Origin of the sequence: Virgibacillus sp. DJP39, from assembly GCF_049310925.1 — a bacterium.
GTDB lineage: Bacteria > Bacillota > Bacilli > Bacillales > Amphibacillaceae > Virgibacillus_F.
The window spans coordinates 92,493-118,855 of record NZ_JBMERP010000003.1 but is presented as its reverse complement, the minus strand read 5'-3'; the positions used below and the strand labels follow the sequence as shown (position 1 = coordinate 118,855).

Annotated in this window: 28 protein-coding genes and 1 pseudogene; 11 read left to right on the top strand and 18 right to left on the bottom strand. The window is 36.2% G+C overall.

Going from position 1 to position 26,363, the window contains the following annotated elements; translation table 11 throughout:
• Window positions 1–97: 97 nt before the first annotated feature.
• The gene (locus tag ACOI1D_RS02465; protein WP_422498963.1) at window positions 98–337 is read right to left on the bottom strand and encodes a DUF378 domain-containing protein; all 240 of its coding nucleotides are present in this window, start codon (window positions 335–337) and stop codon (window positions 98–100) included.
• A 127-nt stretch (window positions 338–464) separates the two neighbouring features.
• On the opposite strand from ACOI1D_RS02465, the gene ACOI1D_RS02460 reads away from it, so the two are divergent.
• Window positions 465–1,811, top strand: a complete 1,347-nt coding sequence (locus tag ACOI1D_RS02460) for a glucose-6-phosphate isomerase (RefSeq protein WP_422498961.1) — start codon at window positions 465–467, stop codon at window positions 1,809–1,811.
• Window positions 1,812–2,086: 275 nt separating this feature from the next.
• A complete protein-coding gene (locus tag ACOI1D_RS02455; RefSeq protein WP_422498959.1) occupies window positions 2,087–3,256 on the top strand; it encodes a MalY/PatB family protein in 1,170 nt (389 codons plus the stop codon).
• 51 nt (window positions 3,257–3,307) lie between these two features.
• Here ACOI1D_RS02455 and ACOI1D_RS02450 read toward each other — a convergent pair whose 3' ends face one another.
• Both ACOI1D_RS02450 and ACOI1D_RS02445 read right to left on the bottom strand, forming a co-directional pair.
• Entirely contained in the window at window positions 3,308–3,886 is a 579-nt protein-coding gene (locus tag ACOI1D_RS02450; RefSeq protein WP_422498957.1) for a superoxide dismutase family protein, read from the bottom strand.
• A 123-nt stretch (window positions 3,887–4,009) separates the two neighbouring features.
• Window positions 4,010–4,228 (bottom strand): hypothetical protein, encoded by a 219-nt coding sequence (locus tag ACOI1D_RS02445; protein WP_422498955.1) that lies wholly within the window; start codon window positions 4,226–4,228, stop codon window positions 4,010–4,012.
• Window positions 4,229–4,376: 148 nt separating this feature from the next.
• Here ACOI1D_RS02445 and ACOI1D_RS02440 point away from each other — a divergent pair, with 148 nt between their 5' ends.
• Window positions 4,377–4,757: a kinase-associated lipoprotein B gene (locus tag ACOI1D_RS02440; protein WP_422498954.1), complete on the top strand. Its 381-nt coding sequence runs from the start codon at window positions 4,377–4,379 to the stop codon at window positions 4,755–4,757.
• A 743-nt stretch (window positions 4,758–5,500) separates the two neighbouring features.
• Here the strand turns inward: ACOI1D_RS02440 and ACOI1D_RS02435 are convergent.
• The 3 genes from ACOI1D_RS02435 to ACOI1D_RS02425 all read right to left on the bottom strand — a co-directional run bounded on the left by ACOI1D_RS02435 (window position 5,501) and on the right by ACOI1D_RS02425 (window position 7,576).
• On the bottom strand, window positions 5,501–6,679 hold the full coding sequence (locus tag ACOI1D_RS02435) for a cation:proton antiporter (protein ID WP_422498952.1): 1,179 nt from the start codon (window positions 6,677–6,679) through the stop codon (window positions 5,501–5,503).
• A 7-nt stretch (window positions 6,680–6,686) separates the two neighbouring features.
• On the bottom strand, window positions 6,687–7,175 hold the full coding sequence (locus ACOI1D_RS02430; protein WP_422498950.1) for a cation:proton antiporter regulatory subunit: 489 nt from the start codon (window positions 7,173–7,175) through the stop codon (window positions 6,687–6,689).
• A gap of 137 nt (window positions 7,176–7,312) precedes the next feature.
• Window positions 7,313–7,576: a phosphocarrier protein HPr gene (locus tag ACOI1D_RS02425; RefSeq protein ID WP_422498948.1), complete on the bottom strand. Its 264-nt coding sequence runs from the start codon at window positions 7,574–7,576 to the stop codon at window positions 7,313–7,315.
• A gap of 256 nt (window positions 7,577–7,832) precedes the next feature.
• Between ACOI1D_RS02425 and deoD the strand changes: the two genes are divergently transcribed.
• The 3 genes from deoD (at window position 7,833) to ACOI1D_RS02410 (ending at window position 9,910) form a co-directional block, all read left to right on the top strand.
• Entirely contained in the window at window positions 7,833–8,540 is a 708-nt protein-coding gene (deoD, locus tag ACOI1D_RS02420) for a purine-nucleoside phosphorylase (protein WP_422498947.1), read from the top strand.
• 127 nt (window positions 8,541–8,667) lie between these two features.
• Window positions 8,668–9,267 (top strand): biotin transporter BioY, encoded by a 600-nt coding sequence (locus ACOI1D_RS02415; RefSeq protein ID WP_422498945.1) that lies wholly within the window; start codon window positions 8,668–8,670, stop codon window positions 9,265–9,267.
• Window positions 9,268–9,436: 169 nt separating this feature from the next.
• Entirely contained in the window at window positions 9,437–9,910 is a 474-nt protein-coding gene (locus ACOI1D_RS02410; RefSeq protein WP_422498944.1) for a divergent PAP2 family protein, read from the top strand.
• 39 nt (window positions 9,911–9,949) lie between these two features.
• Here ACOI1D_RS02410 and ACOI1D_RS02405 read toward each other — a convergent pair whose 3' ends face one another.
• The 3 genes from ACOI1D_RS02405 to ACOI1D_RS02395 form a co-directional block, all read right to left on the bottom strand.
• Window positions 9,950–10,639, bottom strand: a complete 690-nt coding sequence (locus ACOI1D_RS02405; RefSeq protein ID WP_422498943.1) for a 3D domain-containing protein — start codon at window positions 10,637–10,639, stop codon at window positions 9,950–9,952.
• A gap of 58 nt (window positions 10,640–10,697) precedes the next feature.
• Window positions 10,698–10,994, bottom strand: a complete 297-nt coding sequence (locus ACOI1D_RS02400) for a YuiB family protein (RefSeq protein WP_422499011.1) — start codon at window positions 10,992–10,994, stop codon at window positions 10,698–10,700.
• A 127-nt stretch (window positions 10,995–11,121) separates the two neighbouring features.
• Entirely contained in the window at window positions 11,122–12,342 is a 1,221-nt protein-coding gene (locus ACOI1D_RS02395) for an NAD(P)/FAD-dependent oxidoreductase (protein WP_422499009.1), read from the bottom strand.
• Between the two features lie 313 nt (window positions 12,343–12,655).
• Between ACOI1D_RS02395 and ACOI1D_RS02390 the strand changes: the two genes are divergently transcribed.
• Complete coding sequence (locus ACOI1D_RS02390) at window positions 12,656–13,639, top strand: NAD(P)/FAD-dependent oxidoreductase (RefSeq protein ID WP_422498942.1); 984 nt, start codon at window positions 12,656–12,658, stop codon at window positions 13,637–13,639.
• Between the two features lie 107 nt (window positions 13,640–13,746).
• Here the strand turns inward: ACOI1D_RS02390 and ACOI1D_RS02385 are convergent.
• The 5 genes and pseudogenes from ACOI1D_RS02385 to tnpA all read right to left on the bottom strand — a co-directional run.
• Window positions 13,747–13,839, bottom strand: a pseudogene (locus ACOI1D_RS02385) (iron-sulfur cluster assembly accessory protein); the annotation flags it as partial.
• 337 nt (window positions 13,840–14,176) lie between these two features.
• On the bottom strand, window positions 14,177–16,888 hold the full coding sequence (locus ACOI1D_RS02380; protein ID WP_422498941.1) for a DNA methyltransferase: 2,712 nt from the start codon (window positions 16,886–16,888) through the stop codon (window positions 14,177–14,179).
• Between the two features lie 129 nt (window positions 16,889–17,017).
• On the bottom strand, window positions 17,018–17,524 hold the full coding sequence (locus tag ACOI1D_RS02375; protein WP_422498940.1) for a hypothetical protein: 507 nt from the start codon (window positions 17,522–17,524) through the stop codon (window positions 17,018–17,020).
• 506 nt (window positions 17,525–18,030) lie between these two features.
• Window positions 18,031–19,152 carry an IS200/IS605 family element RNA-guided endonuclease TnpB gene (gene tnpB, locus ACOI1D_RS02370; RefSeq protein ID WP_422498939.1) on the bottom strand — a complete coding sequence of 374 codons (1,122 nt, stop codon included), beginning with the start codon at window positions 19,150–19,152 and terminating at the stop codon, window positions 18,031–18,033.
• 10 nt (window positions 19,153–19,162) lie between these two features.
• Window positions 19,163–19,561 (bottom strand): IS200/IS605 family transposase, encoded by a 399-nt coding sequence (tnpA, locus tag ACOI1D_RS02365; RefSeq protein WP_422498938.1) that lies wholly within the window; start codon window positions 19,559–19,561, stop codon window positions 19,163–19,165.
• Between the two features lie 226 nt (window positions 19,562–19,787).
• On the opposite strand from tnpA, the gene ACOI1D_RS02360 reads away from it, so the two are divergent.
• Genes ACOI1D_RS02360 through ACOI1D_RS02345 form a run of 4 tightly spaced genes read left to right on the top strand, consistent with a single transcriptional unit; the run spans window position 19,788 to window position 22,699 of the window.
• Window positions 19,788–20,462, top strand: a complete 675-nt coding sequence (locus ACOI1D_RS02360) for a hypothetical protein (RefSeq protein WP_422498937.1) — start codon at window positions 19,788–19,790, stop codon at window positions 20,460–20,462.
• A 35-nt stretch (window positions 20,463–20,497) separates the two neighbouring features.
• Window positions 20,498–20,788 carry a hypothetical protein gene (locus ACOI1D_RS02355; RefSeq protein ID WP_422498936.1) on the top strand — a complete coding sequence of 97 codons (291 nt, stop codon included), beginning with the start codon at window positions 20,498–20,500 and terminating at the stop codon, window positions 20,786–20,788.
• On the top strand, window positions 20,785–21,051 hold the full coding sequence (locus ACOI1D_RS02350) for an ABC-three component system middle component 6 (RefSeq protein ID WP_422498935.1): 267 nt from the start codon (window positions 20,785–20,787) through the stop codon (window positions 21,049–21,051). Before ACOI1D_RS02355 ends, ACOI1D_RS02350 begins: the two co-directional genes overlap by 4 nt.
• Window positions 21,011–22,699, top strand: a complete 1,689-nt coding sequence (locus ACOI1D_RS02345) for a DUF2326 domain-containing protein (protein ID WP_422498934.1) — start codon at window positions 21,011–21,013, stop codon at window positions 22,697–22,699. The genes ACOI1D_RS02350 and ACOI1D_RS02345 overlap by 41 nt, the downstream gene beginning before the upstream one ends.
• A 115-nt stretch (window positions 22,700–22,814) precedes the next feature.
• Here the strand turns inward: ACOI1D_RS02345 and ACOI1D_RS02340 are convergent, their stop codons facing one another.
• The 4 genes from ACOI1D_RS02340 to ACOI1D_RS02325 all read right to left on the bottom strand — a co-directional run bounded on the left by ACOI1D_RS02340 (window position 22,815) and on the right by ACOI1D_RS02325 (window position 26,112).
• Complete coding sequence (locus ACOI1D_RS02340; protein WP_422498933.1) at window positions 22,815–22,979, bottom strand: hypothetical protein; 165 nt, start codon at window positions 22,977–22,979, stop codon at window positions 22,815–22,817.
• Between the two features lie 36 nt (window positions 22,980–23,015).
• Window positions 23,016–24,293: a hypothetical protein gene (locus ACOI1D_RS02335; protein WP_422498931.1), complete on the bottom strand. Its 1,278-nt coding sequence runs from the start codon at window positions 24,291–24,293 to the stop codon at window positions 23,016–23,018.
• A 389-nt stretch (window positions 24,294–24,682) separates the two neighbouring features.
• Entirely contained in the window at window positions 24,683–24,898 is a 216-nt protein-coding gene (locus ACOI1D_RS02330; RefSeq protein WP_422498930.1) for a helix-turn-helix domain-containing protein, read from the bottom strand.
• A 110-nt stretch (window positions 24,899–25,008) separates the two neighbouring features.
• Complete coding sequence (locus tag ACOI1D_RS02325) at window positions 25,009–26,112, bottom strand: ParB/RepB/Spo0J family partition protein (RefSeq protein WP_422498928.1); 1,104 nt, start codon at window positions 26,110–26,112, stop codon at window positions 25,009–25,011.
• Between the last annotated feature and the right edge of the window lie 251 nt (window positions 26,113–26,363).

Sequence of the window (26,363 nt, the reverse complement as noted above, 5' to 3'; positions counted from 1 at the left end):
TCTTTCTTACTGCATAAGTGCCATTAAGGCTTGGCGATAAGCCAAGTTTTCTAATGTTTAGCGAACCCTTTTAATTGCGTCTGTGGTTATTAAAAACTTATGTTTCTGTTCTGGTTTCTCTTTTGTCAGCAAATGCCTCATCCGGTTTAAATAAAAGCGATAAAGCAATTAGTCCGCTGATTCCTACTAGTGCATAAATAACACGTGCAATGGCACCACTTTGTTCTCCACCACCAAAGATTGCTGCAACTAAATCGTATTGAAACAAGCCGATAAGCCCCCAGTTTATTGCCCCGACAATGGTTAGAGCTAGTGCGATACGTTGAATTCCACTCATCTTAATCCCTCCTTCTAACGATTAACAACTATTTTTTCCTGTTAAGCAAAATATATGCATGTTCGTTCTTGATTTCACTACATTTGTTCGGTACAGTAATATGGAAAGATTGACAAGGAGGCAAAACATGACACACATTAATTTCTCATATAAAAAGGCAATCCCATTCTTAAACGAAGACGAACTGGAGCAGATGAAGGAAGCTGTTTCTGCAGCTCATCAGGCTTTACATAACAAGACTGGAGCTGGTAATGATTATTTAGGTTGGTTAGACCTACCAAACAGTTTTGATCAAGAAGAATTCACACGAATTAAAGCAAGTGCAGAGAAAATCAGAAAAGACTCCGATGTTTTATTAGTAATAGGCATTGGCGGATCATATTTAGGAGCACGGGCTGCGATTGAAATGTTGAACCATTCTTTTGCTCACATGCTCGACAAAGAACAACGAAAAGCACCACAGGTCATTTTTGTTGGACATCACATTAGTTCAACTTATATGCAGGAGTTGCTGGAAGTTTTAGATGACAAGGACGTATCCATTAATATAATTTCTAAAAGCGGTACGACTACAGAACCTGCGATTGCATTTCGCATTTTCCGAAGCTTCTTAGAAGAAAAGTATGGCATTGATGGCGCTAAAAATAGAATTTATGCAACAACAGATAAACAGCAGGGTGCATTAAAAAAGCTTGCCACAGAAGAAGGCTACGAAAGCTTTGTTATTCCGGATGATGTTGGTGGACGCTTTTCTGTACTAACTGCTGTTGGTCTGTTGCCAATTGCAGCAAGTGGCCTTTCCATTGATGACATGATGGATGGTGCGAAACAAGCTGCTGATGACTTAGCAATAAACTCACTAAATGATAATCCAGCATATCAATATGCAGCTATTCGTAACTGTCTCTATAGCAAAGGAAATACGATTGAAATGCTGATTAACTACGAACCCCAGCTTCATTATGTTGGAGAGTGGTGGAAACAATTGTTTGGAGAAAGTGAAGGAAAAGATCAAAAAGGAATTTTCCCTGCCTCAGCTAACTTTACCACTGATCTTCACTCATTGGGGCAATATATTCAAGATGGCAGAAGAAACCTTTTCGAAACTGTTTTACATGTTAACTCATCAAAAAAAGAATTAACTGTAACAGAGGATAAACAAAACTTGGATGGGTTGAACTATTTGACCGGAAAAAGCCTTCATGAGATTAACGATAAAGCCTTCCAGGGAACCATGATTGCACATAATGACGGCGGCGTCCCGAATCTGGTAATTGAATTACCTGCACTTGATGCATATACCTTTGGCTATTTGGTTTACTTTTTTGAGAAAGCTTGTGCAATCAGTGGTTACTTATTAGGAGTAAATCCTTTCAATCAGCCAGGCGTTGAGGCATATAAGAAAAATATGTTTGCACTTTTAGGAAAACCTGGATTTGAAAGTGAAAAAGAAGCACTCGAAAAAAGACTGTAAGAAGAAGCTTTTACTTGTTTATCAGTATTTTCAGATACTTTGTTTAAAGACTTCGAAATATTTTATAAAAAAAATGTCAAATTGTGTTTATTAAATTCCCCAAGGGGTAATACTGATAGTGTAAGACTTTCTCGTATTCCCCCTGTAAGCAAGGCGTCTGACGCTTTGCTTTTTTTTTGTGTGTTTTTGCTTCGTAATTCATGCATTCCTATTCAAGCTAACCTCTTGTACTTTGCTTATGTGTTTAGATATACTGAAAAAAGGGAGGTTTTGACATGATAAATTTCACTGATATCCATGATCGTAAACAAACAAGATCCGTTAAGTGGGACATTCTCCAAACAGTCTTTCAAAGCGAAGATGTACTACCAATGTGGGTTGCAGATATGGATTTCCAAACACCACAACCCGTTATAGATGCTTTAGTAGAACGTTCTAAACACGGAATATTCGGATATACCATTCTTGATAATGATGTGAAGGGTGAGATTTCAGGCTGGCTTGAGAGACACCATGGTTGGTCAATTGATACTGATTGGCTTTCATTCAGCCCTGGTGTTATTGCAAGTCTACATATGGTGATTCAGGCTTTTACGAACCCCGGGGATAAAGTACTAATCCAAACACCAGTGTATACACCTTTTTACAGTGTAATAACAAAGCATGATCGCGAAGTGGTTAAGAATAAGCTGGTTTACAATGGAGACTCTTACCAAATAAATTTTGATGACTTTGAAGAAAAATTAAAAAGTGGTGTTAAAGCATTTATTTTATGCTCACCTCATAATCCAGTTGGCAGGGTTTGGAGCAAGGAAGAACTAAAAAAATTAGCTGACCTTTGCATGTCTTACAATGTTTTAATTGTTAGTGACGAAATACATGGAGATCTAACTTTCCCAGGGATTGAGCATTTCCCTGTTGCAGCTTTGTCAGAAGAAATCAGCCATGAAACAATTACATTTATGTCTCCTTCTAAAACATTCAATTTGGCAGGGCTACAGGCATCTTATATCGTAACTTCCGATAAGGAAAAACGTAAAATCCTCAACAACCAGTTAGAAAGCCAAGGTCACCATATGTTAAACACCATGGGTAATCTGGCATTGGAGATTTCTTATAAACATGGAGATGAGTGGCTTACAGAGCTAAGGAAGGTTTTGCACGAACATCGAAATTACGTTGTAGACATGTTTGAACAACATACATCTAAACTAAAGGTTGTTCAAACTGAAGGAACTTATTTATTGTGGATTGACTGCAGCAAACTTGGTTTAGATGACAAATCATTAAAAGAGTTTATGACTAAGAAAGCTAAAGTGGGACTTAATGCTGGGGTTGAATACGGTAAGGAAGGGTCACAATTTATGCGTATGAATATTGCTTGTCCAAAAGCTACTCTTGTGGAAGGTGTAAAAAGGATAATTGATGCAGTTCATACGACTTAATGTGTAAAAAACGAAAGCTTATACTAAGAAACATCAGTATAAGCTTTCGTTTTACTTTTTCTTCTTTTCATTGTTTTCAGTGGGGTCAGTTGGTGATTCCTTAGAATCCTCTTTTGATTCAAGTTTTATCTCACCACAAATTAAACGTTCACCAGATTCACCACTAGGCTGACTTACCCCGTCATCCTGTTCACTATGAATAATTAAGGATTTTCCACCATTTTTAAATATGGATGATTTCCCTTCTAACATTGTTGCGCTAGCTAGCATTAATTCAACGTCCACGACCCCACTAGCATCCGCTTCAACATTTGGAAGGTCACCCAGATGTGGGCCCTTCGGATTCATCAGGCCATGTTCTTTGCCTTCAGGGTTGAAATGATTTCCAGCACTTTTAAAATCAGGCCCCTCGCATTCAGGAAATTCATGGACATGAATACCGTGCAAGCCTGGTGTTAATCCCTCTACTTTTACTTTAATAGAAACTCCTTCTGGTTGTTCACCGAACTTTGCCGTCCCTACCATATCACCTGCAGCGTTATACATATCAACCGTTAACGATGTCTGCTCATCACCTTGGCATCCAAACAAGATAATGAAAATTAGTACGGCTATAACTTTTCGTATCATTTCCATTCCCTCCACTGGTGTTTTCTTTTAGTATCAACCAAACAGGGAAAAATAATCATCTTACAATCTTTATTGATAAACTAAAAAATACTAAGACCAATTAGGTTTTAGTATTTTTACAGGTCATTCTTCTTTATTTTTGTTATCGCTTAATTGTGGCTCTTTGCTTGATTGCTTAGTGGAATTAAGATCATATTGTTCGTTGAATCGTTTTTCTTCTTTTTCTGAATGTTTGTAGAAATAATACATTGTTATTGCAGCACCAATCATAAAAATAACCAACGTTATAATAGCAGGAATATATTCCGTTTTATCCTCGGGGAAATATAAAAAGTCCATCATAATTGCTCACTTCCTTCGACACTATTGTACCAAACTCGTGTTTTTTCTTAAACCAATACGATGCTTTATTATAAAACAAGCGCGTTAATTGAATTTTTTTTAATTTAACGTAAAATAGAGATATAAACTTTTCCACGGAGGGTCTACTATGGCAGAAATAAAGATTGGACAGATTGTTAGAGCACATTATAATTCGGGGAAGTACATAGGTGAGGTATTAGAGGACCGAGGAGAACGTTTTCTTATCAAAGTATTAGCAGTTCAAAAACATCCGATGCAGGGAGATCTACATAACCCTGGTAAAATTGACGGTGTATTTTTTCATGAGAGAAAGGCGCTTGCGTATAATGAAAAAATGAATGTTGCCAAACCTGCAGTTCACACCTTTGAAGGGGAGTTGCCATCTTATGAAACATCTTTGAAAGAATCAGTTGATAAATTAAAGGAAAAACTGACCTATAAAGATACAGATTTTAATAATAAAGCTTTACTAACGCTCCAACAATTAGAAGAAAAACATTATAACTAGTGGCTAATTAGTAAGAATTGTTGCTCTTTAACCTTCGCAGTTGATGTAAATTGCGAAGGGGTGAAAACTACGGAAATACACATTCCGCGGGAGGTTCCAGGTGCTAAGTAATCAACCGTTATCCGATAAAATCGACCGTTGCGGCCTGAGAATCATCCGTTATCCTAAAATATCAACCGTCACGGCTTGAGAATCATCCGTTACACGAAAATATCAACTGTCTCTTTGGAAAGACACTCGCTTACTGTGTTGCACGCTTCAGCCTCCTCGTGACGTCGTTCCGGCAGAAAACGTAGACTCCTGCGGGAACAGCACGCAGGCCACTGAAAAAGCGGTAGATTTTAAAAATTTAACTTTTCACTTCAAATTAGCATCTTGAATATACGTAGACTCCTACGGGAAGTAAGAGATCGACGAGACCCCGCAGGACGGTAGTCCGAGGAGGCTCGGCACTCTCCCTAAGGTGCGCGAAGTATATTCGAAGATGCGATGGTAGATCGACACATTTGTACCATATTTAAGTTTTTCTGCGGCCTCGAACAGCACGCGTCCGAAGACCCCGGAAGAAGCGTTCTTTGCTTCTGAGGAGACTGAGGCCGTGCCCGTGGAAAGCGAAGTATTCTGCAGGAACGGTTGCGAAAGAAAATTTCACTAAGTCCGTTTATTTATTTATGTCAATTTTTTTGAAAGTGGCCAAATAATAAGAGACGGTACTGCCATAAAGCAGTACCGTCTTTTTCGTATTAAGCAGTGGGCACATTTAAGTTCTTTTTCTTTTTAACAGGTTTACCATATATCTTTGTAGTTATCTTGTTCGCGTAGCTAAAGAGTAACATACCAATAAACGCCGATATTATAATGTAAATTCCACCAAATACCTTTATCGATCCAAGCGCGATACTGGCAATTACTACAGAAAATTCCCCTCTTGCACAAAGTGATAATCCAGCTCTTAATGATACACGTTTCGAAAGGCCGTATAATTTACCACCGACAACACCTACTATAATTTTTGCAATGACTGACCAAATAAGTAAAACAATTAAAAGAATTGGCATTGGTATACCTGATCCAACATTTATAGTTGTCCCAAAATATACAAAAAACGTAGGTAGCATTAAGTTTTTAATTGGAGTTACTGTGCCTTCAACTCGTTCAATTTTACCAATTTCTGCAAGCATAACACCTGCAAGAAATGCACCTAAAACCTCTGATAGTCCTAGTAGAAGGGCCAGTCCACCAAACGCTAGTGCAATGCCCACTAATAATGCGAATTTGAAATCCTCATCGTCTATCCGTAACAGGAACTTTTCGAAGTGTTTAAACAGGGTTTTTCCGAGGATGATTGCAATTAGTGCAAGTCCGACTATCTTCCCTACTAATAGTAAAAGATCTGTACTCGTAAATGCATCACCAGCACTTAATGCAATTAAAACTGCTACAACTATTGGAGCAATTAAGTCTTCAAATATCAGTATCCCTAAAACGAATTCTGTTTCGGCGTTTGCCATCCTACCCTTGTCATCGAGCAATTTAGCTGTAATAGAAGAACTCGTTGCGTAAGTTATGCCTCCGATTAAAAATGCACTGAACCAGTCCATCCCAAACCCAAAAGCTATTAGCATGGAAACAACAAGGCTAAGTATTAAGTCAAGTAGTCCAGAACTCCAAATCTTTTTTGCGATCGAACCCAATCGCTTTGTACTAAATTCTAGTCCCAGCAAAAAGAACATTAACACAATAGCAACTTCGCTTGAAAAGTGTAAAATTTCACTGTGATTTAGTGTTCCGGCTAACACAATTCCCAAAAGAATATACAAAATCACACTGGGGAAATTCGTCTTCAATGCAATAAAACCTAAAACAAAGATTCCTAGTAAAACAAGACCGGCACCTAATAAAATTGGAATTTCATTTAACAAGCCAACTTTATTCCTCTCCCTGACAAAGCTTTGATAGAGAAGAAATCTGCTCTTCTTTACCAATCGACATTAAAATATCTCCTGGTTTTAATGTCGTATCAGTTTCCGGTATTGCAATAGCATCATCACCATGAACAATTCCTATTATAGTTGCGCCGGTTTTATTTCTAACGTCAGATTCTTCTATAGTTTTATCAACAAGTGATGACTTTTCTTTTATTTTTATATAGTCAACAATAATTTGTCGTTTAAACATACGCATTTTTTCAATATCCGCAGGCTGGTAGGTTGCTCCCAGTAACTGAGCTGCCAACTCTCTAGTTTCCTCTGGGGTTAAGTCCATTGCGAAATCTGCTTCTTCACTGTCACTATCCTCAAAGAAGTACAACTCTCTTTTACCTGTATGATGAACAATAATGACAAGCATATCGTCCTCTGCTGTCTTCATGGAAATCTTCTGTCCTATACCTGGTAATTGTGATACGGTGATCTTCATATTTTTCACCTCTGACTAGTTATTTTATTAGGATACTTAGCTTTCCCCAAAGATTTAATGGAAAAATCTCTAAATATTTAACTTTCCTATCAGTATAATAAAAAGCTAGAGTTTTTTTAGCTCTAGCTTTCTACATGTTATTCACCTAGATGTTCTTTGATAACTTCCGCAACACCTGCTAATGCTTCTTCTTCATCTCCGCCAGTAGCAGTGACTTTAATTTCTGCGTCCTTTGGAACTCCTAAGGACATAACACCCATAATCGATTTTAAATTAACCGTTTTACCGTTATAGCTAACCTCAACCTCAGATTCGTATTGGCCAGCTTTATTTACCAATAGCGTTGCAGGACGTGCATGAACACCAGTGTCTGCTGTAATTGTAAATGTTTGTTCTTTCATTTTATCTCATCCTTTCCTTACTCACTACAATCATTAAATTTACATTCATTATGTACAGAAGTAAACTAATTATATTATATACAATTTCATGGTTGAATGAAAGAACAAAGCCCACATAAATAAAATCGGTGGGAAAAAATGGATAATGTGCCAGGCACCATCAAGGGACCCTTCTAATTTACAATTCATTTGTTTTTCATATTCTGATGTGGTACCGTTATTTTGTAATAGAGACCTGTTTATTGGAGGAAAGTATATGAGTGTGCATATAGGCGCTAATAAAAATGAAGTAGCTGATAAGATTTTGTTGCCTGGGGATCCTTTACGGGCAAAGTATATTGCAGATACATTTTTAGAAAATGTTTCACAATATAATGAGGTTCGTGGTATGTACGGTTTTACTGGCACATATAAAGGTGAGCGTGTATCGGTTCAGGGCACAGGAATGGGAGTCCCTTCGATATCCATCTACGTTAATGAGTTAATCCAAAGTTACGATGTTCAAAAATTAATTCGTGTAGGAACTTGTGGAGCCATTCAAAAGGATGTAAAAGTTCGTGATGTAATCTTGGCACAAGGTGCAACAACCGACTCTCAAATAAACCGTATGGTGTTTGATGGGATAGATTATGCTCCACTAGCTGATTTTGATTTATTAAAAACTGCATATGACATTGGAAACGATAAGGGAATGAATCTACGCGTTGGTAATGTGTTTACAAGTGATACCTTTTATCGAGACAATGCAGCAGAATTAAACGACTTACTTGCAAGGTATAAAGTTTTAGCAATCGAGATGGAAACATCAGCTTTATATACACTTGCTGCTAAATATGACCGTCAGGCATTATCTGTACTGACAGTTTCTGACCATATACTCACTGGTGAAGAAACTTCTTCGGAGGAACGCCAAACTACGTTTAATGAAATGATGATTGTTGCATTGGAAGCTGCGATTAGATAAAATTAGCCGGTGGTCTTTTAGTCCACTGGCTAGTTTTTATTTTTTATTTTTATTGTAAACTAAAATAAAAACTAGTTGACAATAAAAGCTTTCCTGTTTATTATAATGAGGAAAGGTGGAATTATATATGAATAAATTACGTACTGTCGATCTAACATTTGGAGCAGTATTTGTTTGTTTAATGGCTATAGGTGCTAACATAACAGTTTGGTTCCCAATGCTTGCAGTTCCTATTGGAGGGGCAACCGTTCCAATATCTTTACAAACGTTTTTTGCAATATTAGCTGGATTAATGCTTGGTAAGAAACTAGGTTCTATTTCAATGCTTACATACATTTTAGTTGGAATGGCTGGTGTTCCTGTTTTTGCGAATTTCAGTGCAGGTCCAATGGCAATAGTAAGTCCTACCGGCGGTTTCATCCTATCATTTATATTTATAGCGTTTTTTGTAGGGTGGATTTCAGAAGCAAGTAAAAAGCCTTCCGTTCCTATTTATACAATCGCGGCTTTGGTCGGTTTAATTATGAATTATTCAATTGGTGTCTCTTATATGTACCTAGCAATGAACACATGGTTATCTCTAGACATCTCTTATTCTGTTGCATGGGTTAGCATGATACCATTTATTGTGAAGGATACAGTGCTAGCATGTCTAGCGGCAGTTTTCATGGTAACATTGTCAAAACGTGTGCCAATGAAATGGACAGCCCAGAGAGCAAAAATATAAATTTGAATTACAAATCGTTCTGCACATGTAGAACGATTTTTTTGTTTCCACAAAAGTAAATACATGATTATTACAACCTCATATGATAAAATTACCGATATAATTAAATTAGTGAACATAGACTGTCATTAAAATATGTAAATAGCACAGAAAGGATGACAATCCATTCATGGACTTATTTTTAAATTTTCCTTTATGGGCTGCATTAACAGCAATCATCTTTGCACAAGTCGTTAAAATTCCAATACGTTTTATTGTAACGAGAGAATTCAAGCCTGAACTCGCTTTTAGTACGGGTGGTATGCCCAGCAGTCATTCAGCAGCTGTAGCCGCTTTGTCAACTGGTATCGGAATAGTTGACGGCGTAACATCAACAATTTTCGCTGTTGCGTGTGTATTCAGTATCATTATCATGTTTGACGCTTCAGGTGTTCGCAGGCAGGCAGGAGAGCAAGCGGTACTTCTAAATCAATTAATGAAGGACTTTAATCATTTTGTTGAGGGTGCAAAGGATTGGAACAAAAAAGAAGAATTTGAAAAACGTAAAGAATTAAAAGAACTTCTTGGTCACCAGCCAATTGAAGTGTTTTTTGGCGGTGTATCAGGTATTGGTATCGCTTTTCTTCTTTATCTAATCTATTAAAAAAGTGTAGGCACCTTTAATGGGCCTACACTTTTTTAATTAACTCTTAATTAGTTTTTCACGAAAGACTTGCAATACTTCGTTATTGTTTAGTTCTACTAATTCTTCTTCTGTTATTGAACCATCACCCATTTCAACAATACGAACCTTTACGTTTTTCTTGCCCCACTTTTCATAGACATCTTCAACTGTTTGGTAAAAAAGATCTATTTTATGCCCATTAATAGCACTTCCCTTATCAGCAACTACACCAAAACCATATCCTGGTATATGCATAATCGTACCAATAGGGTATACGTCTAAGTCTGCTGCTATAGTAGAATATAAATCTCTTTTTACCTGAACTCCGGAATACGTAATACCATATTCAGGATGATCGGGCGTTTTACCAGTCGATTCAAACCCAGCGGTATATCCTGTTGCAAGCAATGTTGTAGTTGGGTACTGTTCAAGATTCATCGCCTCAGCAATGGTTTTTGGTCCTTCTATTTGTTCACTGGAGATATATCTTTTTTGTTCCTTTTCAAAATTCAACTTCTTTTCCTCTAAAGCTATATCTCTCAGTTTCAAGGAACTACCATTGAAAGACGATGCTTTATTAGACTCCTGTTCCGCCCATACATGAACATCCTTTATTGTTACGTTTGAAATGGATGAAAGGGTGCCGTAGATTGCCCCAAAAAATAATAAAACCATTAGACTTCTCCGAATAAAAGCTTTTGTTTTCATTGATAACACCTCACTGCATGTCATCATTTCCATTCTATTTGCTTTTTATTCATTTTAATTAAAACATTTGATACCCGCTTTTCCTTAAAAACTTAATAACTACCCCAGATATAATCGTGCCTGCTAAACCAGAACTTAAGATAATTATATCAACTGGAGTAATTTCCATTAGTTTGGTAAATGCTATAGAAACTGAATTAGGCAAGTCTGTAAAATAGGCGGTCATTGCTATATCGTCAACTATTAATAATACAATAATTGGATATATACAAGCCATTAACCAAGTCTTTCGTAACAGCATATTAAGAATAAAAGCTAGTCCGAAAAAAATCACCAAATATAGTAAAACTGACATTATAATTTGAACAACTGATGGAATCACTTATGAATCCTCCCTCGTACAATCTTTAACACAAGTTATATTTTATAGGAAAACATCAAAAAAGCAAAGGCAGCAACTTTGCCTTTGCTCGGATAAGAATTTAATAAAAAATATTAAATTTTCCTTTTTTAAATAATAAACCAGGCCCACCCAATTTTAACAGGTAGCGGTTATCAATAATCTTTTTCATTACGGTAGCTTTCCAACCAAATAATTTACGGTCATTTAGAATTACACCAATTGCGTCGTCGTGTCCTAATGATGCTACAGTGCCCAAAATTTTTGGTTCAAAACTTTCCAATCCACTACTTCCCATCGCAACGGCTTTCACGTTATGCGCAACAGCACCTGCCATTTGAATTGCGATTTGGGCAGTTGGAGGAAATGGTCGTCCACTTTCTTTATTCATTATTAAAGCACAGTCACCTACAACAAAAACATTGTCATAATCGGGAGCTCGCATATCGCTCCGCACTTCTATTTTCCCACGATTTGTTTCGAATCCGGATGCCTCAACGATTGAATTAGCACGGACTCCAGCAGCCCACACAGTTGTCATTGTAGGAATTTCTTCCAGCTTGCCATCCTTTTCAATTACAATGCTGTCTGCTTTACACTCTTTTAATAATGCACCTGTTTTTATTTCTATCCCACGGGCTTCTAAAGAATTCATTGCATATTCTACGAGATCTGGATCAAATCCTGGCAGTACAGTTGGCGCACCTTCTATCGTAATAACGCGTACTTTGTGTTTATCAATATCATATTCCTTACACAACTCTGGTATACGGTTGGCTAACTCACCTGCAAACTCAATTCCTGTGAAACCACCACCACCAACAACTATATTCAGACGCGCATCATTCGGATGTTTTTCATTATTATATTTTGCAAAATTGTATTCAATGTGCTCTTTTATTAAACGCGCACTATTGATGCTTCCTATTTTGAAAGCATGTTCATCAAGTCCTGGAATTCCAAAAGTTGCTGCTTCAAAACCTAAAGCAATTACCAGGTAATCATAGGAAAGCTCACCGTTTTTTAGTTTAACCTTTTTCTCGTCAGGTTTTATGGAAACAACCGTATCCTTTACAAAGTTAACTTTATTCATGTTAACTACTTCTTTTATTTCAATACGTGTTCGGTCATGATGCAGTGTACCTGCAGCATTTTCATGCAACCATGTTGTTTGATAGTGATAATCATGCTTGTTAACTAACGTAATATTAGCTTGATTCACCCCTAAAGACTTCTGTAGATTTACAGTAGTCATCATTCCACCGTACCCTGCACCCAAAATTACTATACTCGGATTCTTCATCTCTCTCATCACTTCCATCTGTATAATTTCGTTACACTTCTGTATTATTATTATAAATGTATGTGACATATTTCACGTATTAGTACAAAAAAAAGGGTTAAAAGATATTTTTAATTTGTCACACAAATGTAATATAATGCCTAAAAATAATAGTAGCTCTTTTCATCTACACTTTCAACCTTTATTTTTATGTTATAAAATTTAATATTTTCGTAATCTTAACGTTATTGAAGTTAAAAATAAACAAAACACTAAGTTTATGATAATATAAGCATGATGGGAAAAAGAAACAGCTAAATTGGGGGAATTAACCATGTCCGAAAATATTTACGATGTGACAATAGTTGGAGCAGGCCCAGTAGGGTTATTTACAGCCTTTTATGGTGGAATGAGACAAGCAAGCGTCAAAATTATAGAGAGCCTTCCACACACGGGAGGGCAACTAACTGCCCTTTACCCTGAAAAATATATATATGATATTGCTGGATTTCCGAAAGTCAGGGCCCAGGAATTAGTGGACAACCTTGAAGAACAAGCGAACATGTTTGATCCATCTATTGTATTGGAACAAGAAATTGAAAAGGTCGAACGATTAGAAGACAATACATTTAAGTTGACAACTAATAAGGAAGTTCACTATTCCAAGACAATTATTGTCACAGCTGGAAACGGTGCTTTCCAACCACGCCGCCTCAATCTTGATAATTCTGAAAAATTTGAAGGTATAAACCTACATTATCATGTAAAAGAAATGAGTCATTATGCTGGTCAGGATGTTGTTCTACTTGGTGGAGGAGACTCTGCTGTGGATTGGGCGCTTATGTTAGAACCAATAGCAAAAAGTGTAACACTCGTACACCGCCGTGATAAATTTAGAGCACATGAACACAGTGTAGAGAAATTGATGGCATCAAGTGTCAATGTCGTCACTCCCTTTGCCCCAGCAGAAGTTATAGGGGAAGAACGAATTGAACAGCTTGTCCTTCAAGAAGTTAAAGGGGATAAGGAAATCACTTTACATGTTGATACTTTATTGTGTAACTATGGCTTTGTTTCTTCCTTAGGACCTATTAAGGATTGGGGACTTGAAATCGAAAAGAATAGTATTGTTGTTAACTCTAAAATGGAAACAAATATTCAGGGCATTTATGCAGCTGGTGATATTTGTACGTATCTTGGTAAAGTTAAATTAATTGCAACCGGTTTTGGTGAAGGTCCAACAGCCATCAATAACGCTAAGTCATACATTGATCCAAAAGCACGCTTGCAACCAAAGCATTCAACTAGTATGTTTTAGTATAAAAATTACAGCCTGTGCACAATACACAGGCTTTTTTGTTTCTGGATTTTCTGCAAAAAAAGTAGAACACCCACCAGGTGAGCGTTCCAGTATCCAAAATCAGGCTAACATTTTTCCGGTGCGCCCGCGCGATCTTTCGCTTTAAACGATGATCCACAACCACAGCTAACCATAGCGTTCGGATTATCGATGCTAAAGTAGGCGTACACGTTTACGGTATGTTTAACGGCAGTTTATCGTTAGTGTGCCGGCACTTTGCTTATATTATCGACGATTGTTAATGTTCATAACGATTGTTTATAACGATCTTTCCTAGCGACTAATTACGTTACCTACATATTACCCAACTTATACCGTTATTGCAACCGTTATTTGTATGTATATTTATAAAACTTAATGTCATTCCTTTTTCTTCCTATATTATACCGGTTAATTTTGCACAAAAGACGGACAAGTAGTTAAAACTGCCCGCCGTGTACTAAACAATGAATACTTGACCGCTAGTCTTCTTTCTTATTTCTCTCGTACGCTTTTTCACCCTTTGTAAACTTCTTTTTGATATACCTTGATTAAGTGCTTTACTCTTTCCTCATCTGAATTGAATGCCTTTTTCCTGTATAATGTTTCGATTACTTTATCCAATTTTTCATGTAACAACAATAAATCAGTTGGCATAATCTTACCATATAGGTCACGAAGGCTATTTCCCTCATTGAAGTATTTTTCTCTTGTATCTAATATTTGTTTTGATATATTTTCAACCCTTATTTTATTTTTGCTATTAATAGGTGGAAACGGAAATGTGTTATAACAAAGAGTATTAGAGTACCTAAAGTCTCCCTTAAGTTTCCCTGAAACAAGATTAATCCATCTGGTGTGCATCTTAGATTCTAAGAAGCCAAATAATAACAAAGAAGCATCTGCAACTTGATAAGCCGCATCACTAACAATTACATTTTCATCATAATATCCCATTGGAACATACTCTCTTCCGCCAGAACTTGTTCTAGGAACAATCAGTACTTTTTGTTTCCAGTACCTATCACGCTTAAATAACAAAGGTGTTTTGCTTAATTTTCTATCTTCTTGAGCAACAGTTGATCTAAACCTCTTAACGTTTTCTACACGTTTTTGTATCTCAAGCATTTTCATTAGTCGGTTAAACGGAATATCTTTAGCATAAATAATAAATCTCTTATACTTATTAGGTTCTAGTAGTTCTTGACTACCGAAATAAGGGTGAATATAATTTACCATCTCAGGGTACTTTTTGATAATTTCATTTTTTTCATCTTCCAAGAGTATGTATTGCTGATTATCTAATGGAAGACTTCCTAAAGTCATTGGTGGATAGCCCGAAATTTGTTTTCTAGTATTAGGGTCTATTAATAAAAATGGTTCATCAATCAAATATTCATTAATAGAACTTACAACATTCTTATTAGGATTACCTTTCTTGTTTGTATAGGTAAATAAAGTTTTTTCTTTTTGATTTTGCGTTGAAAAACCAATTATAACCACCATAACATTTGCCTCATTATTCCAACTAAACGTCTGGTGAGCAAAATTTATATTTATATTCATAGTACGCAACTCTCGCCATAACAATGTTGCTTGAATCCCCTGTGAAATTGAATTTGTTGAAACTAAAGAAGATTTTATATTTTGATTTTCCTGCATTAATCTAGCTGCTTTAATAAACCAACCAGCTACAAAGTCTAGATTTGAAATTCCTTTCATTTTAGGCGCGACTTCCTTTAATATCTGCTTGCTTTCTTTAGACATTTTTTTTGCCCCTAAAAACGGAGGATTCCCTAAAATGTAATTCAATTCACCCGTTGTAACTATTTCTTGCCAATCGACTTGCAATGCATCGGCATTTACAACATTTGCCCCCGCATGTAGTGGTAGTCGTAAGAATAATCTCCCAAATAATTCACTGGCTTCACGATTCATCAAATGATCCATAAGCCATAATCCAACTTTAGCAATAGAAACAGCATAAGGAACAACCTCTAGTCCGTAAAACTGTGCTACCTCAACCTTAATCAATTCACCAATATCAAACACGGCTTGTCCATGGAGAATCTCATCAATAACCTCATGCTCTAATCTTCTTAACTCACGATATGCAACGATAAGAAAATTCCCTGAACCACAAGCTGGGTCCAAAAATTTCAAGTTAGATAATTTATCATGAAACTCTAATAATCGTCTATCTCGACCATGCTTCAATTTGCGTATATGCTCAAATTCCTCTTTCAAATCTTCCAAGAACAAACTATCAATAACCTTCATAATATTGATTTCAGACGTGTAATGTGCTCCTAGATTATGCCTCCGTGTATCATCCATAGCTGCTTCAAACATGGAACCAAAGATTACTGGTGAAATTCGACTCCAATCAAGTTCTGAAGTTTCAATCAAGTGCGTTCGGATTTCTTTGGTTAACGGTAACCCTGTAAGTTGTGGATGTTCAAATAAACCACCATTTATATAAGGAAAGTTTTTTAACACATCAGCTTGAAAACGTTCATCTTCTGTTGTATTTAATACTTGAAAAAGGACAGCTAATCTGTCAACAAGATCACTTCCATCTTCTCTTGTTTCGTTCCTCAAGTAATTGGTAAACTGATCCTGTTTGAAAATGCCACTATCATCAGCGAACAAACAGAATACAATGCGAGTCATAAGTAGATCTGCAAAGTTCCGCGGATACTTAGATTCTAGTAATTTCTTGTGAAGAGTTTCCATCATCTTAGCTGCTTTCTCATTCACAGGGTTCTTTGGAATAGCTACGTTTATTTGCTTCCCTACTAAAAATCCAAATAGATCAATATATTTCGGTAAGTCTGTTATAAGAAAATCCCATGTACCATCACTAGAAAGGTCATATAGTCGGATACGCTTAAAATTAGAAATCATTACATATCTTGGTAAGTCCTCATTGGATAAATTCATCACATAACGATAGGCTTGTGACTTCGCTTTATCTAAGTCTTTGTCCCTAGACTTCATTTCTATAAGTAAGGTTCCGTTTATCAAGTGGTCAACAAATTTAGTGTTCCCATCGATATTTACACGCCATTCGAAACCTAACTTAATCTTTTGGTATGGTACTCCAAATGCTTCTAAGAAATCTCTAACCCACATTTGAGCTTGTTGTTTTTCATCACGATCATTTTCATGTTCTTTAACGAATGCTAATGCTTTATTTAATACTTCACTTCTGCTTTCATTATTCATTAAAATTCCCCCTAAATCTAAACGCAAGAAAATCACCTATAATTGAATGTACAAAATTTTCTTATCAATATTATACTAGTTCTTATTCCAGTAAACCCTCTCACGTTAGTTTAAGAACAATCCCTTCCCTTACAATCTCCATATATTTATTTTAACACAATTATTCAGAATATCGAATGAATTTAGAAAAAGTCGAGGTTCGAAGTTATCCTCTTCAACTTTCATTAGTTTTATAGTCGCAGTTGGATTCATGTCGATAACTTCCTCTTTATGCAATGCTGTAAAGTACAATTTTAGCAACCTAATCCGAATGTTTACCGTATAGAGTGATAGCCCGTATTCCTGCCTACATTGGTTGTGTTGTTCCTCTGACAAATAAATAAAAGACTGGCGAATATGTCCGCTAGTAATTTCGTTTATGTGGTATATGTCCGAATAGCTTTCACCTAGCCACGTTGTAAATAGCCAAATAAAAGAGACGATACTGGTCCAATGTCCTTTGGCGCATACCTTCGACTGCTTATAGGAATTAACGTACTCTAGCGTTCCTCTAGCGATAAATTGACGCTGTTGCCGGTGAATATACTTTTGAAGCCGTGCGCGTTTAACAAACGGTCTACCTTTTCGGTTAGCCAACGTAAAAAAGCCTCCTTCCCGTTATTAGAATGGAAAAGAGACTTTAGGCTACTCGTACATATTAGGTTAAAATGTGTGCTTGCCGAATAGCTTATCGTAAGAATTGCCGATAAAATAGCGTCAAGTAATTGTTTGATACCCTTGGCAGGATTCGAACCTACGATTCATAGTTTAGAAACTTTCGGCAAGTCGATGAATAGGCGAAAGCCTTGAGGTAGCTTGAAAGTTAGCTTAACTATGAATCATACGGATAAGTTTGAATATATCCGTTCTTATACGATTCTTACAAGAATAACTGAACCCAGTCCGAATATGACTAGGGTATTTTATGTGACTTAAAAGAAGGATTTATGAATTTATTGTCGAAATTATATACTCAAGCTAAAAATTAACTTATCTTCCTGATTATGAGTCCAATTCCATTGAACCTCTCACCACTTAACGACCTTGCGGTCTGTTTGAAGTGGGAGATTCCTAAGAACACCAGCGTAACCGCCAGTTATTGATTAGGCTATCCCTGTAGTTCCTACAGTTAGAAGCCTTATAGCTTCATTTTTAAGATTTATACTTGCGTTAATATCTCTGTCGTGATGTTCACCACATTCTCTACATGTCCATTCACGCAATGCGAGATTCTTAACGTCTTTATTACGATAGCCACAACATGAACATAGTTGGCTTGATGGGAAGTTCTTAGCAACCTTCACAACCTGTTTGCCGTACCAATTCGCCTTATACTCAAGCATCGTACGGAATTGCGACCAACTTACTTCACTGATGGCTTTCGCCAACTTATGATTCTTAAGCATATTTGATACCTGCAAATCTTCAATCCCAATGATGTCGTGGTTTTTGACAATATCGGTAGAGATTTTGTGCAAGTAGTCATTACGTGCGTTGGTGATTTTTTCGTGAAGTCGTGCGACCTTAATTCGTTGTTTATGCCAGTTAGAAGAACCTTTTTGCCGTCTTGATAGTATACGCTGTGCTTTTGCTAATTTCTTTTCTAATGTGCGAAAGTATCTATGATTCTTGTACACTGTTCCATCAGAAAGAATAGCAAACTCTTTCAGTCCAACATCAATACCCACAGAAGAATCCGTTTTAGGTAACTCATGCACTTCTGTTTCTACAAGGATAGATACAACGTATTTACCTGATGGGTTACGTCTAACAGTAGCATTAAGAATGCGACCATCGACTTCACGACTTTTCGCAAACTTAACTAATCCAAGTTTAGGTAACTTAATCTTATTGTCGATAATCGCAATATTGCCGTTAGTATGTTTTGTTGTGTAAGACTGCACTCTGTTCTTCTTAGACTTGAAACGTGGAGATTTATTCTGCTTCTTAAAGAATCTTGAGTACGAATCAGCAAGATTCTTAAGTGATGATTGAACAGCAATGCTGTCAACTTCTTTCAGCCACACCAACTCTTTCTTTAGTTTCGTTAATTGAGAAGAACAAGCACCATAAGTTAAGCCTTTACCCGTCTCCTTGTATGTGCTATTCCACTTATCTAAAAAGTGATTAAATACAAAACGACTGCAACCAATCGTCTTAGCGATTAGAATTTCTTGCTCTTTACTTGGGTAGATTCTAAATTTATATGCTTTGTTGACAAACATTGATTTCACCTCACTTTAAACCTTGATTTTCAATATACTTTTTCACAACGTTGATCGGACTACCGCCAGTAGTCAGCAAGCAAAAACTTCTTGACCAAAACATTTCTTTCCACAGATGTTTCCTTATTTGTGGAAATTCCTTTTTGATTAGTCTTGAACTTGCACTTTTGTAAGTGTTAATGAACTTTGATAATTCAGTGTTCGGGTGTGCCTTAAATAGAATGTGAATATGGTCATAATCATGATTCCATTCAATTAAGGAAATGTTGTATTTTTCACCTATTGATACAAATTTTTCTTTTGCGTAATCAGAAATCGTATCATCAATGACTTTTCTTCGGTATTTAACGACTAACACAAGGTGATAATACAACAAGAACACTGAATGATTATTACCATCTAATTTCATTGTTATATCAACCTTTCTACTAATTAAGACTGATTATACCATGACGGGTTTTGAACAATCAAGAGCAAAAGCATTTAGGCTCACGCCTAACCGACATTCATCTCCCACTTACTTATTGGGCTACGCCCTTCACATTCCTTGAAGTGGGAGTCTTCTGTCGGAAAATGATAAAGAAACCATGCACTAAGACGAACAAAAAACTATGTTTGATGAGGGGGGAAGAGTTTTGAGTGGAATGGATAAGTATGATTATATAGAGGCGATAGTACTAGAATTAAAAAGTACAACTGATATAAATTTCCAAGTTAAAGTTGGAGAAATCTTAAAGAGATATTATACTTTTTGCAACAAAACATATGAAATGCCTAATTCATCTGGTGGGGATGATAAAAACGATGGATGGGTTGTTGAAGACCAACTTTTTTACCAAATTTATTCTCCGCAGCAAATGAAAAATAGCCTAAGGAAAGATATGCAGAGTAAATTTTCAGAGGACTTTAGCAAGCTGCTTGATTTAATATACACTCATGGTAAGTGGGGAAAAGGACTGAAAAAATTTGTGTTTATAGTTAACACGATTGATCGGAATTTACCACACGATAGTGAGAGGTATTATAAACTTGAATGTGAGAAACTAGAAAAAAAGTACGGTGAGAAATTTGAATATGAGGTTACAAATGTCGCTTACATAAGAGATATATTAGAGATTATGGAAATTAATGATTTAATATCCTTAAGTACAATATTAAGAGTAAGATCAATTATCGATCATAACGCAATTAGTGCAAAGATGATGTATGAAGTTATAGACGTTCTATCTGGTATGGTTCAAGAAAAAATATTTTCAAATGAAACTAATAAGAGTTATGATAGAATCTCTTCAGAAAAAAAATTGGTTTAAATAACCTCAATGATAAAAAAGAAGAAATAGAAAAAATGATTAACCAGTTAGATGTAGTAGAAAAAATGATTTCAACAATTAATCAGGACTTATTATATTCAGATAAATTTAATAGAGTAAAGAGTTATATTATTTCGTCCTACGATACATTATCAGAAACACTTTCAGGAACAAAATTGTATGAAAAGCTTATTAGTCAAATTATTGAATACGCAGAATTTAGTCAAGGGCTGATAACCCCTTGCAAAATGTTAGTGGTATATATATTTGACCGTTGCGATATATTTGAAAAAGATGAATTTTTTACAGAGGAAGTGATAAGGTGATTTTACCTGATAAATATATTTCCAATTCAGAAAGTCTCTTAGGTATCAGCTCTTTCATTCTTAGTGTTTTAAGTAAAAAACACCTTCCGGTTGAAACAATATGGAAAGACTTTCAAAAGAAATATATTAATACCAAAAAGTTGAAAAATCCACCAACATACCAAAAATTCATATTGACTATAAATTTTATGTATATTGTTGGAATGGTTAATTATAGCGAGAATGGAATGGTTTTTAATGAAAATATTAAATCTCACAATTGAAAACCCGAATAGTGAGAAAGTAAGAAAACTAAACTTTTCAGAAACAGGTACTTCCGTCATCTACGGAAAAATTACAAAGCCTAATGAAAACAGGGAAACCTCAAACAGTATCGGAAAGACCTTACTTTTAAAATTTGTTGATTATATTTTCGGTGCAAATGAAGATAAAACTGTTGTAAAAGAAGAAATCAATGGTTGGAAGTTAATAGCCATAGTTAAGTATGAAAATGAAGAATTTAACGTTACTCGAAAACTAGGATCTTCAGATATGGAAATAAATGGTAAATTAAACTCCTTAAAAGATTACAAGAGTTTCTTTAGCATAGATAGAAATTTGTATAATAAGCAAATCTTTATAAAGCAAAAGAGTCATATAATTAGTTCAAGGCCTGAACCTACACTAGAAGACTATGTAAGCTATTTTTCGTTACTCAGTTTATATGACCTCGCCAACTTAACTAGAAAATATTATGAAATCCAAGATAAACTTAAATATCTTAAAAAAATTGAGAAAGAAGTAACAAGCATTTTTGGTGATATAAAACCCAAAGAAATAAATGAGAAAATATTTCTCACTAACCAAAATGTTTTAGAAAAAGAAGAAGAAATAAAAAAATTAAATCAAAAGATTTCGTCAATTGAAATTTCAGAGGAAAAACTAGAATTGGTGAAAAATTATTCAGATAAGAATTATGAGTTAAAGAAAATAAAGTCTAGTTTTGAATCTGTAAAGTTAGAAATTATTCGTTTAAAAGAATTTATTGAGGAATCTAATCAGGTAGACATTTCACACTCTCAAATTAACTTGTTATTTAAAAAAGCTGAAGTTGACATTCCAGAAATGGTTATTAAACGGTTTAAAGATGTAGAAGATTTCTATAATACTGTGTTTATAGATAGAAAAAATACACTTCAGATGAAAATAGAAGAATTACAAATTAAGCAGGAAGAATTAAAGAGCGAGATTACATTTAGATCAGCAAAGATTGATGAAATAGCTAAAATAATATCTGTCAATAAGATATTTCAAGAAGCTATTAAAATATATGAAGCAAAAAGCTTAGAACTACAACAATTGAAATATAACCAAGGGGATTTGGCTCGCATAGAAGAGGCCATTAAGAATAGAGAAGCAAAAGAATTAAAATTAACAGATGCATACACTGAGGTTAAACAAGAATTTGACAAGTATGAAGAGTTAGTACAAAAATACCAAAAATTCATTTATTCTACTGTTAAAGATATATATACAGAGCAAGTTACAGCCTTCTTCTCGTTAGAGCTTAAAAAAAAGCATCAAAAAAACAGGCCCTTTAAAATGGAATTAAATTTAAAGGGGGATGGCGGCGAAGGAGTTGGAGAGGTAAAAAAACTTATTGTTGATCTCTTGGTTTTTAAATATAATTCATTACTTGAATTACTAGTACATGATTCTTCATGTTATTCTGGTGGAATAGATAATAGACAAATCGCGAGTATTATAAAAATCTCTAATGATATAGCTATTAAAGAAAACAAGCAATTTATCCTTTCAGTAAATGATTTCCAAATTAAAAAAGATGATGAAGAATTAATGAGTATTTTAAGTAATAGAGTGATTGAATTGGCTGAAGATGATAAGCTTCTAAGATTTACTCTAAAAGAATAAATTAAACAAATAATTTAGCTAAGAGTTCTAACAACCAACTGAACGTCATTGAATGATAGCTTAGATGTACATTTGCATTTAATTGGCACAGTTTTAAACGTTCAACTCGTTCTAATTAATTTATACAGTATGACTCTTTCAAGCTCAATGCGTGGATTAGTTTCAGCGGGCGGGCGCAAATGCCCGCCTGCGCTTTTACGTTTAGACCTTCCGTGAATTGTTTCGTAAACCTAACAGCGCCTGCACCTGAATCTCTCCCTAAATCTCCGACCTCTTGCACGTTATACCTCCCCTTTTTTAGTTTGATTAGTAGATTTTATATTTCATAATGCGCCCATTGTTTGAGTAACCCGCGCATACGGCTAGACGGTAAATACAATTCGACTGGCTCGCCGTTGCGTATTCTTGATCGGTATATCCATTGTAATAAGTCACTAACTGCTAGTAGGTCGTCGTTGACTTTGACTTCGTTGTCCTGGAAGAATACCTTTATATCTTGTTTCATATAGCGGTTAAATATATAAGCCATCGCCCACTTGTCGGCGTATTCGTTTGTCGCTCTAGTATTATGCGGTATAACTACTTTTGGTTTGATACGCTTGCCCCGGTCACTCTTTTTTACTTTTGGTTCTTTATAACCTTTAGGCTGAATGATCCCTTCTATCTCTTTCAAGGTAGAATAGTAAACATTTTCGCGCTTTGCGCCTACCTTGTGGTCGAAAAAGTTTCTTAGGTTGTTCCTAATTTTCTTCATAAAGTCAAGGTCAGCCATTTTATTTATTCGCTTTAAATTAGTTACACTTAATGCATTCTTGCTTTCTCCGATGTCGTTCATCTTGCCGTCATAAATATTAATCAACGCGTACAATTCTTTCCTACGTTCGTTCTGTACGACGTGGTCCGTTATTTCGTATCGTTCTCCTACTTGCTTAATCGCTTTATAATTACAGTCGAATCCGTACAAGTCAAAGTAATATCGTTGTGTTTGGCCATCGAATAGGTAAGTCATTACGGTTACATCGTCCACGACATTAAATACGCTTGGCGGGAACGCCCACACTAGAAACTTACCGCGGTAGTAGAAAAGGTTGCCCGCTTGTGCTACCAAACGAATATCCATGTAACGACTATTGTCCTGCGGATCGCCCGTCCATATAACCTTGCCTTCGTTTATTTCAATGTCGCCAGCACGTTCTAGCTTACGTATGTCCGACGGTTTCACTTCTACCGACGCAACACAGTCCATTACTTCATCAAGTATTATCGTATAGCCACTATCTGTTAATAATTCAATAAGTTCATCGTCCGCCGTCTTAAACAACGAATGTGTGGACGCTATGTCCTTTCCTTGTACGATCAAGTCCTTTAAGCTGCGTAACTTGCGTCCCTCATCATTTGCGTTATTAGGCTCTACAAACTGACGGTTAGTAACGTCCTTTTTGATACGATCCACTTCGTCAAGAAACGGCGTTATATAGATAAACTTCTCTGGCGGGTTAGCTTCGTTCATTCGTTGTATTGCCCATTGCGTCTTTCCGCTTCCCATTATCGAATCAATTACGGTTATTTCCTTACGTTCATTTACTTTAATCATCGTGTTCCTCCTATTTATTTTCGTTTTAGAACCGTGCTACTTGTCATCGTTTTTAGAACGGTTTTGGGAAGTTATCGTCCCAAAATCCTGCCAAAACGCTGTCATGACGGGGTTTATACGACCTAACCCTTAAAAGGAATAAGTACACTTTTTAACGTTGTATATCGTTACTACAAATCCTAAACCCTGCGCCCTTCATTCCATTCAGGGCGCTAACTGTGTAAATTCCTTTTCGTAAATATCCTTGTACGAAAAAGGCAATAGTTTAGCAATGAGGGCGGTCTCCCCGAAATGCTGGCGATAGCCTTTCCCTTGGATTGTTGACAATCCCGGTTATCTTCGTTGTATACCGTTACTACTTGCTTACGCACTCACGAGTGCCGCTAACTTTATGCTCTTACGTCCATGCGATCACAAAACGTGATAAACTCCGGATCGCTTACGTCAAAGTTTCGCAGGACCCTTGCCCTAGTCACTTCGCTTACCGATTGCCAGCGGCTTTCGATCTTCGCTATGGTCGATTCTGCAACGCCAATATGTGCGCCAAACTCTCGTTGGCTCATTCCGTTGTATAACCGGATCAGTTTCAGTTGTTGGTTATTCATATTAAATCGTCCCTTTCCGTTAGATTCTGATAATTTCCTTCCTTTTACTAAAATAAAAATGACCAACCACCAATAAGATTAGGCCATTTACGTTTACAATTACGATTGTGTCACGTGACACTTTTTGGTAGGAAGCTTTCAAGTATATAGTCGTTGAAATCTTCAAACGTCATCTTCTCAATATAATCTGCCTTATCTTTTAATTCTTGTTTTTGTCCACTTGTGTTTAACTCCGCAGCATCACGGTATGATTTGACTAAATCTATCTGTGTTTGCCGTAAGGTTTCCATAGACTTTTTAATGGATTCTTCTCGAAGCTTTAATAATCCGTCTACCCATTTATCCATCAGTTCATCATAGGAACTGTTTAGTATTTCTTCTTCAATTGCCTCATACTTTTCATATACTTCTGATTTCTTTTCACCTGGATTCATCATTTTGATTTCATACTCTGCCGCCGATTCTAAATGACTTTTTTTAATGTCCGTTATGTCTATTCCGGTTTCGTCACACAAATCCAACGATTTTAATTTTTTGCACACCTTATTAAACACATCTAAAATGGCAATGATAAACCCTTGTTTTATCTTTTCACCAGCCTGTTTAACTTCACTGACAGAAACTTTATCCACTCCCTCATATTCCGCTACCAATATTTCCTGCGCGTATTCGAATGGTTTTTCATTATCCCGCTTACCTGGCAAGTCATTCTGAAGTTTTAAAATCTGTATCGCATGTCCTCCTGTTAACTTACCTTCTGCAATCATGTCCTGTATTTCCGGTAATAATTTCAACAACCGAAGCCTACTCGTTATATATGTCCGGCTTTTGCTTACCTTTTCTGTTATTTGACCATGCTTATAACCGAGTTCAACGTAACTTTGAAATGCCCGCGCTTCTTCTAACGCCGTTAATTGTTCACGTTGGATATTCTCGATAACAGATAGGTGGAACGCATCCTCGTCGGTTAATTCCTGAATAAATGCGGGAATCTCTGTTAAGCCTGCAATTTTCGATGCTCTATAGCGCCGTTCACCTTGTACGATTTCATAGCCCATTGTGTCATGTTGCATGATTCGAACCGTTATCGGTGCCATAAGCCCGTCAATTTTTATTGAATCGGACAACTCTTGGAGTGCCTGATCATCAAAGTTTTTCCGTGGTTGGTTTGGATTTGCAATGATTTCTGTAAGTTTAATGTTTGTGATTTCCATTTCATAACGCCTCCTTAAATTTGCATCCAAATATACAGGACAATGGCCCGACACTGCTCCCGAGTTATAGCCTTTAATCGTATGCCATACCTGCAGTGCAGTGCCTTTGTGACAAATTTATGAACTTTTGGCCCTCGACATACAAAATTTTAACGTAAATTTTCAAGCGCCCGGCAGCCAGTCTTTCCGAGATACCCCACCCCCATAACACTCTTGCCTTGCCGTTGTAATCCGTCAACACAAAAAGGCCG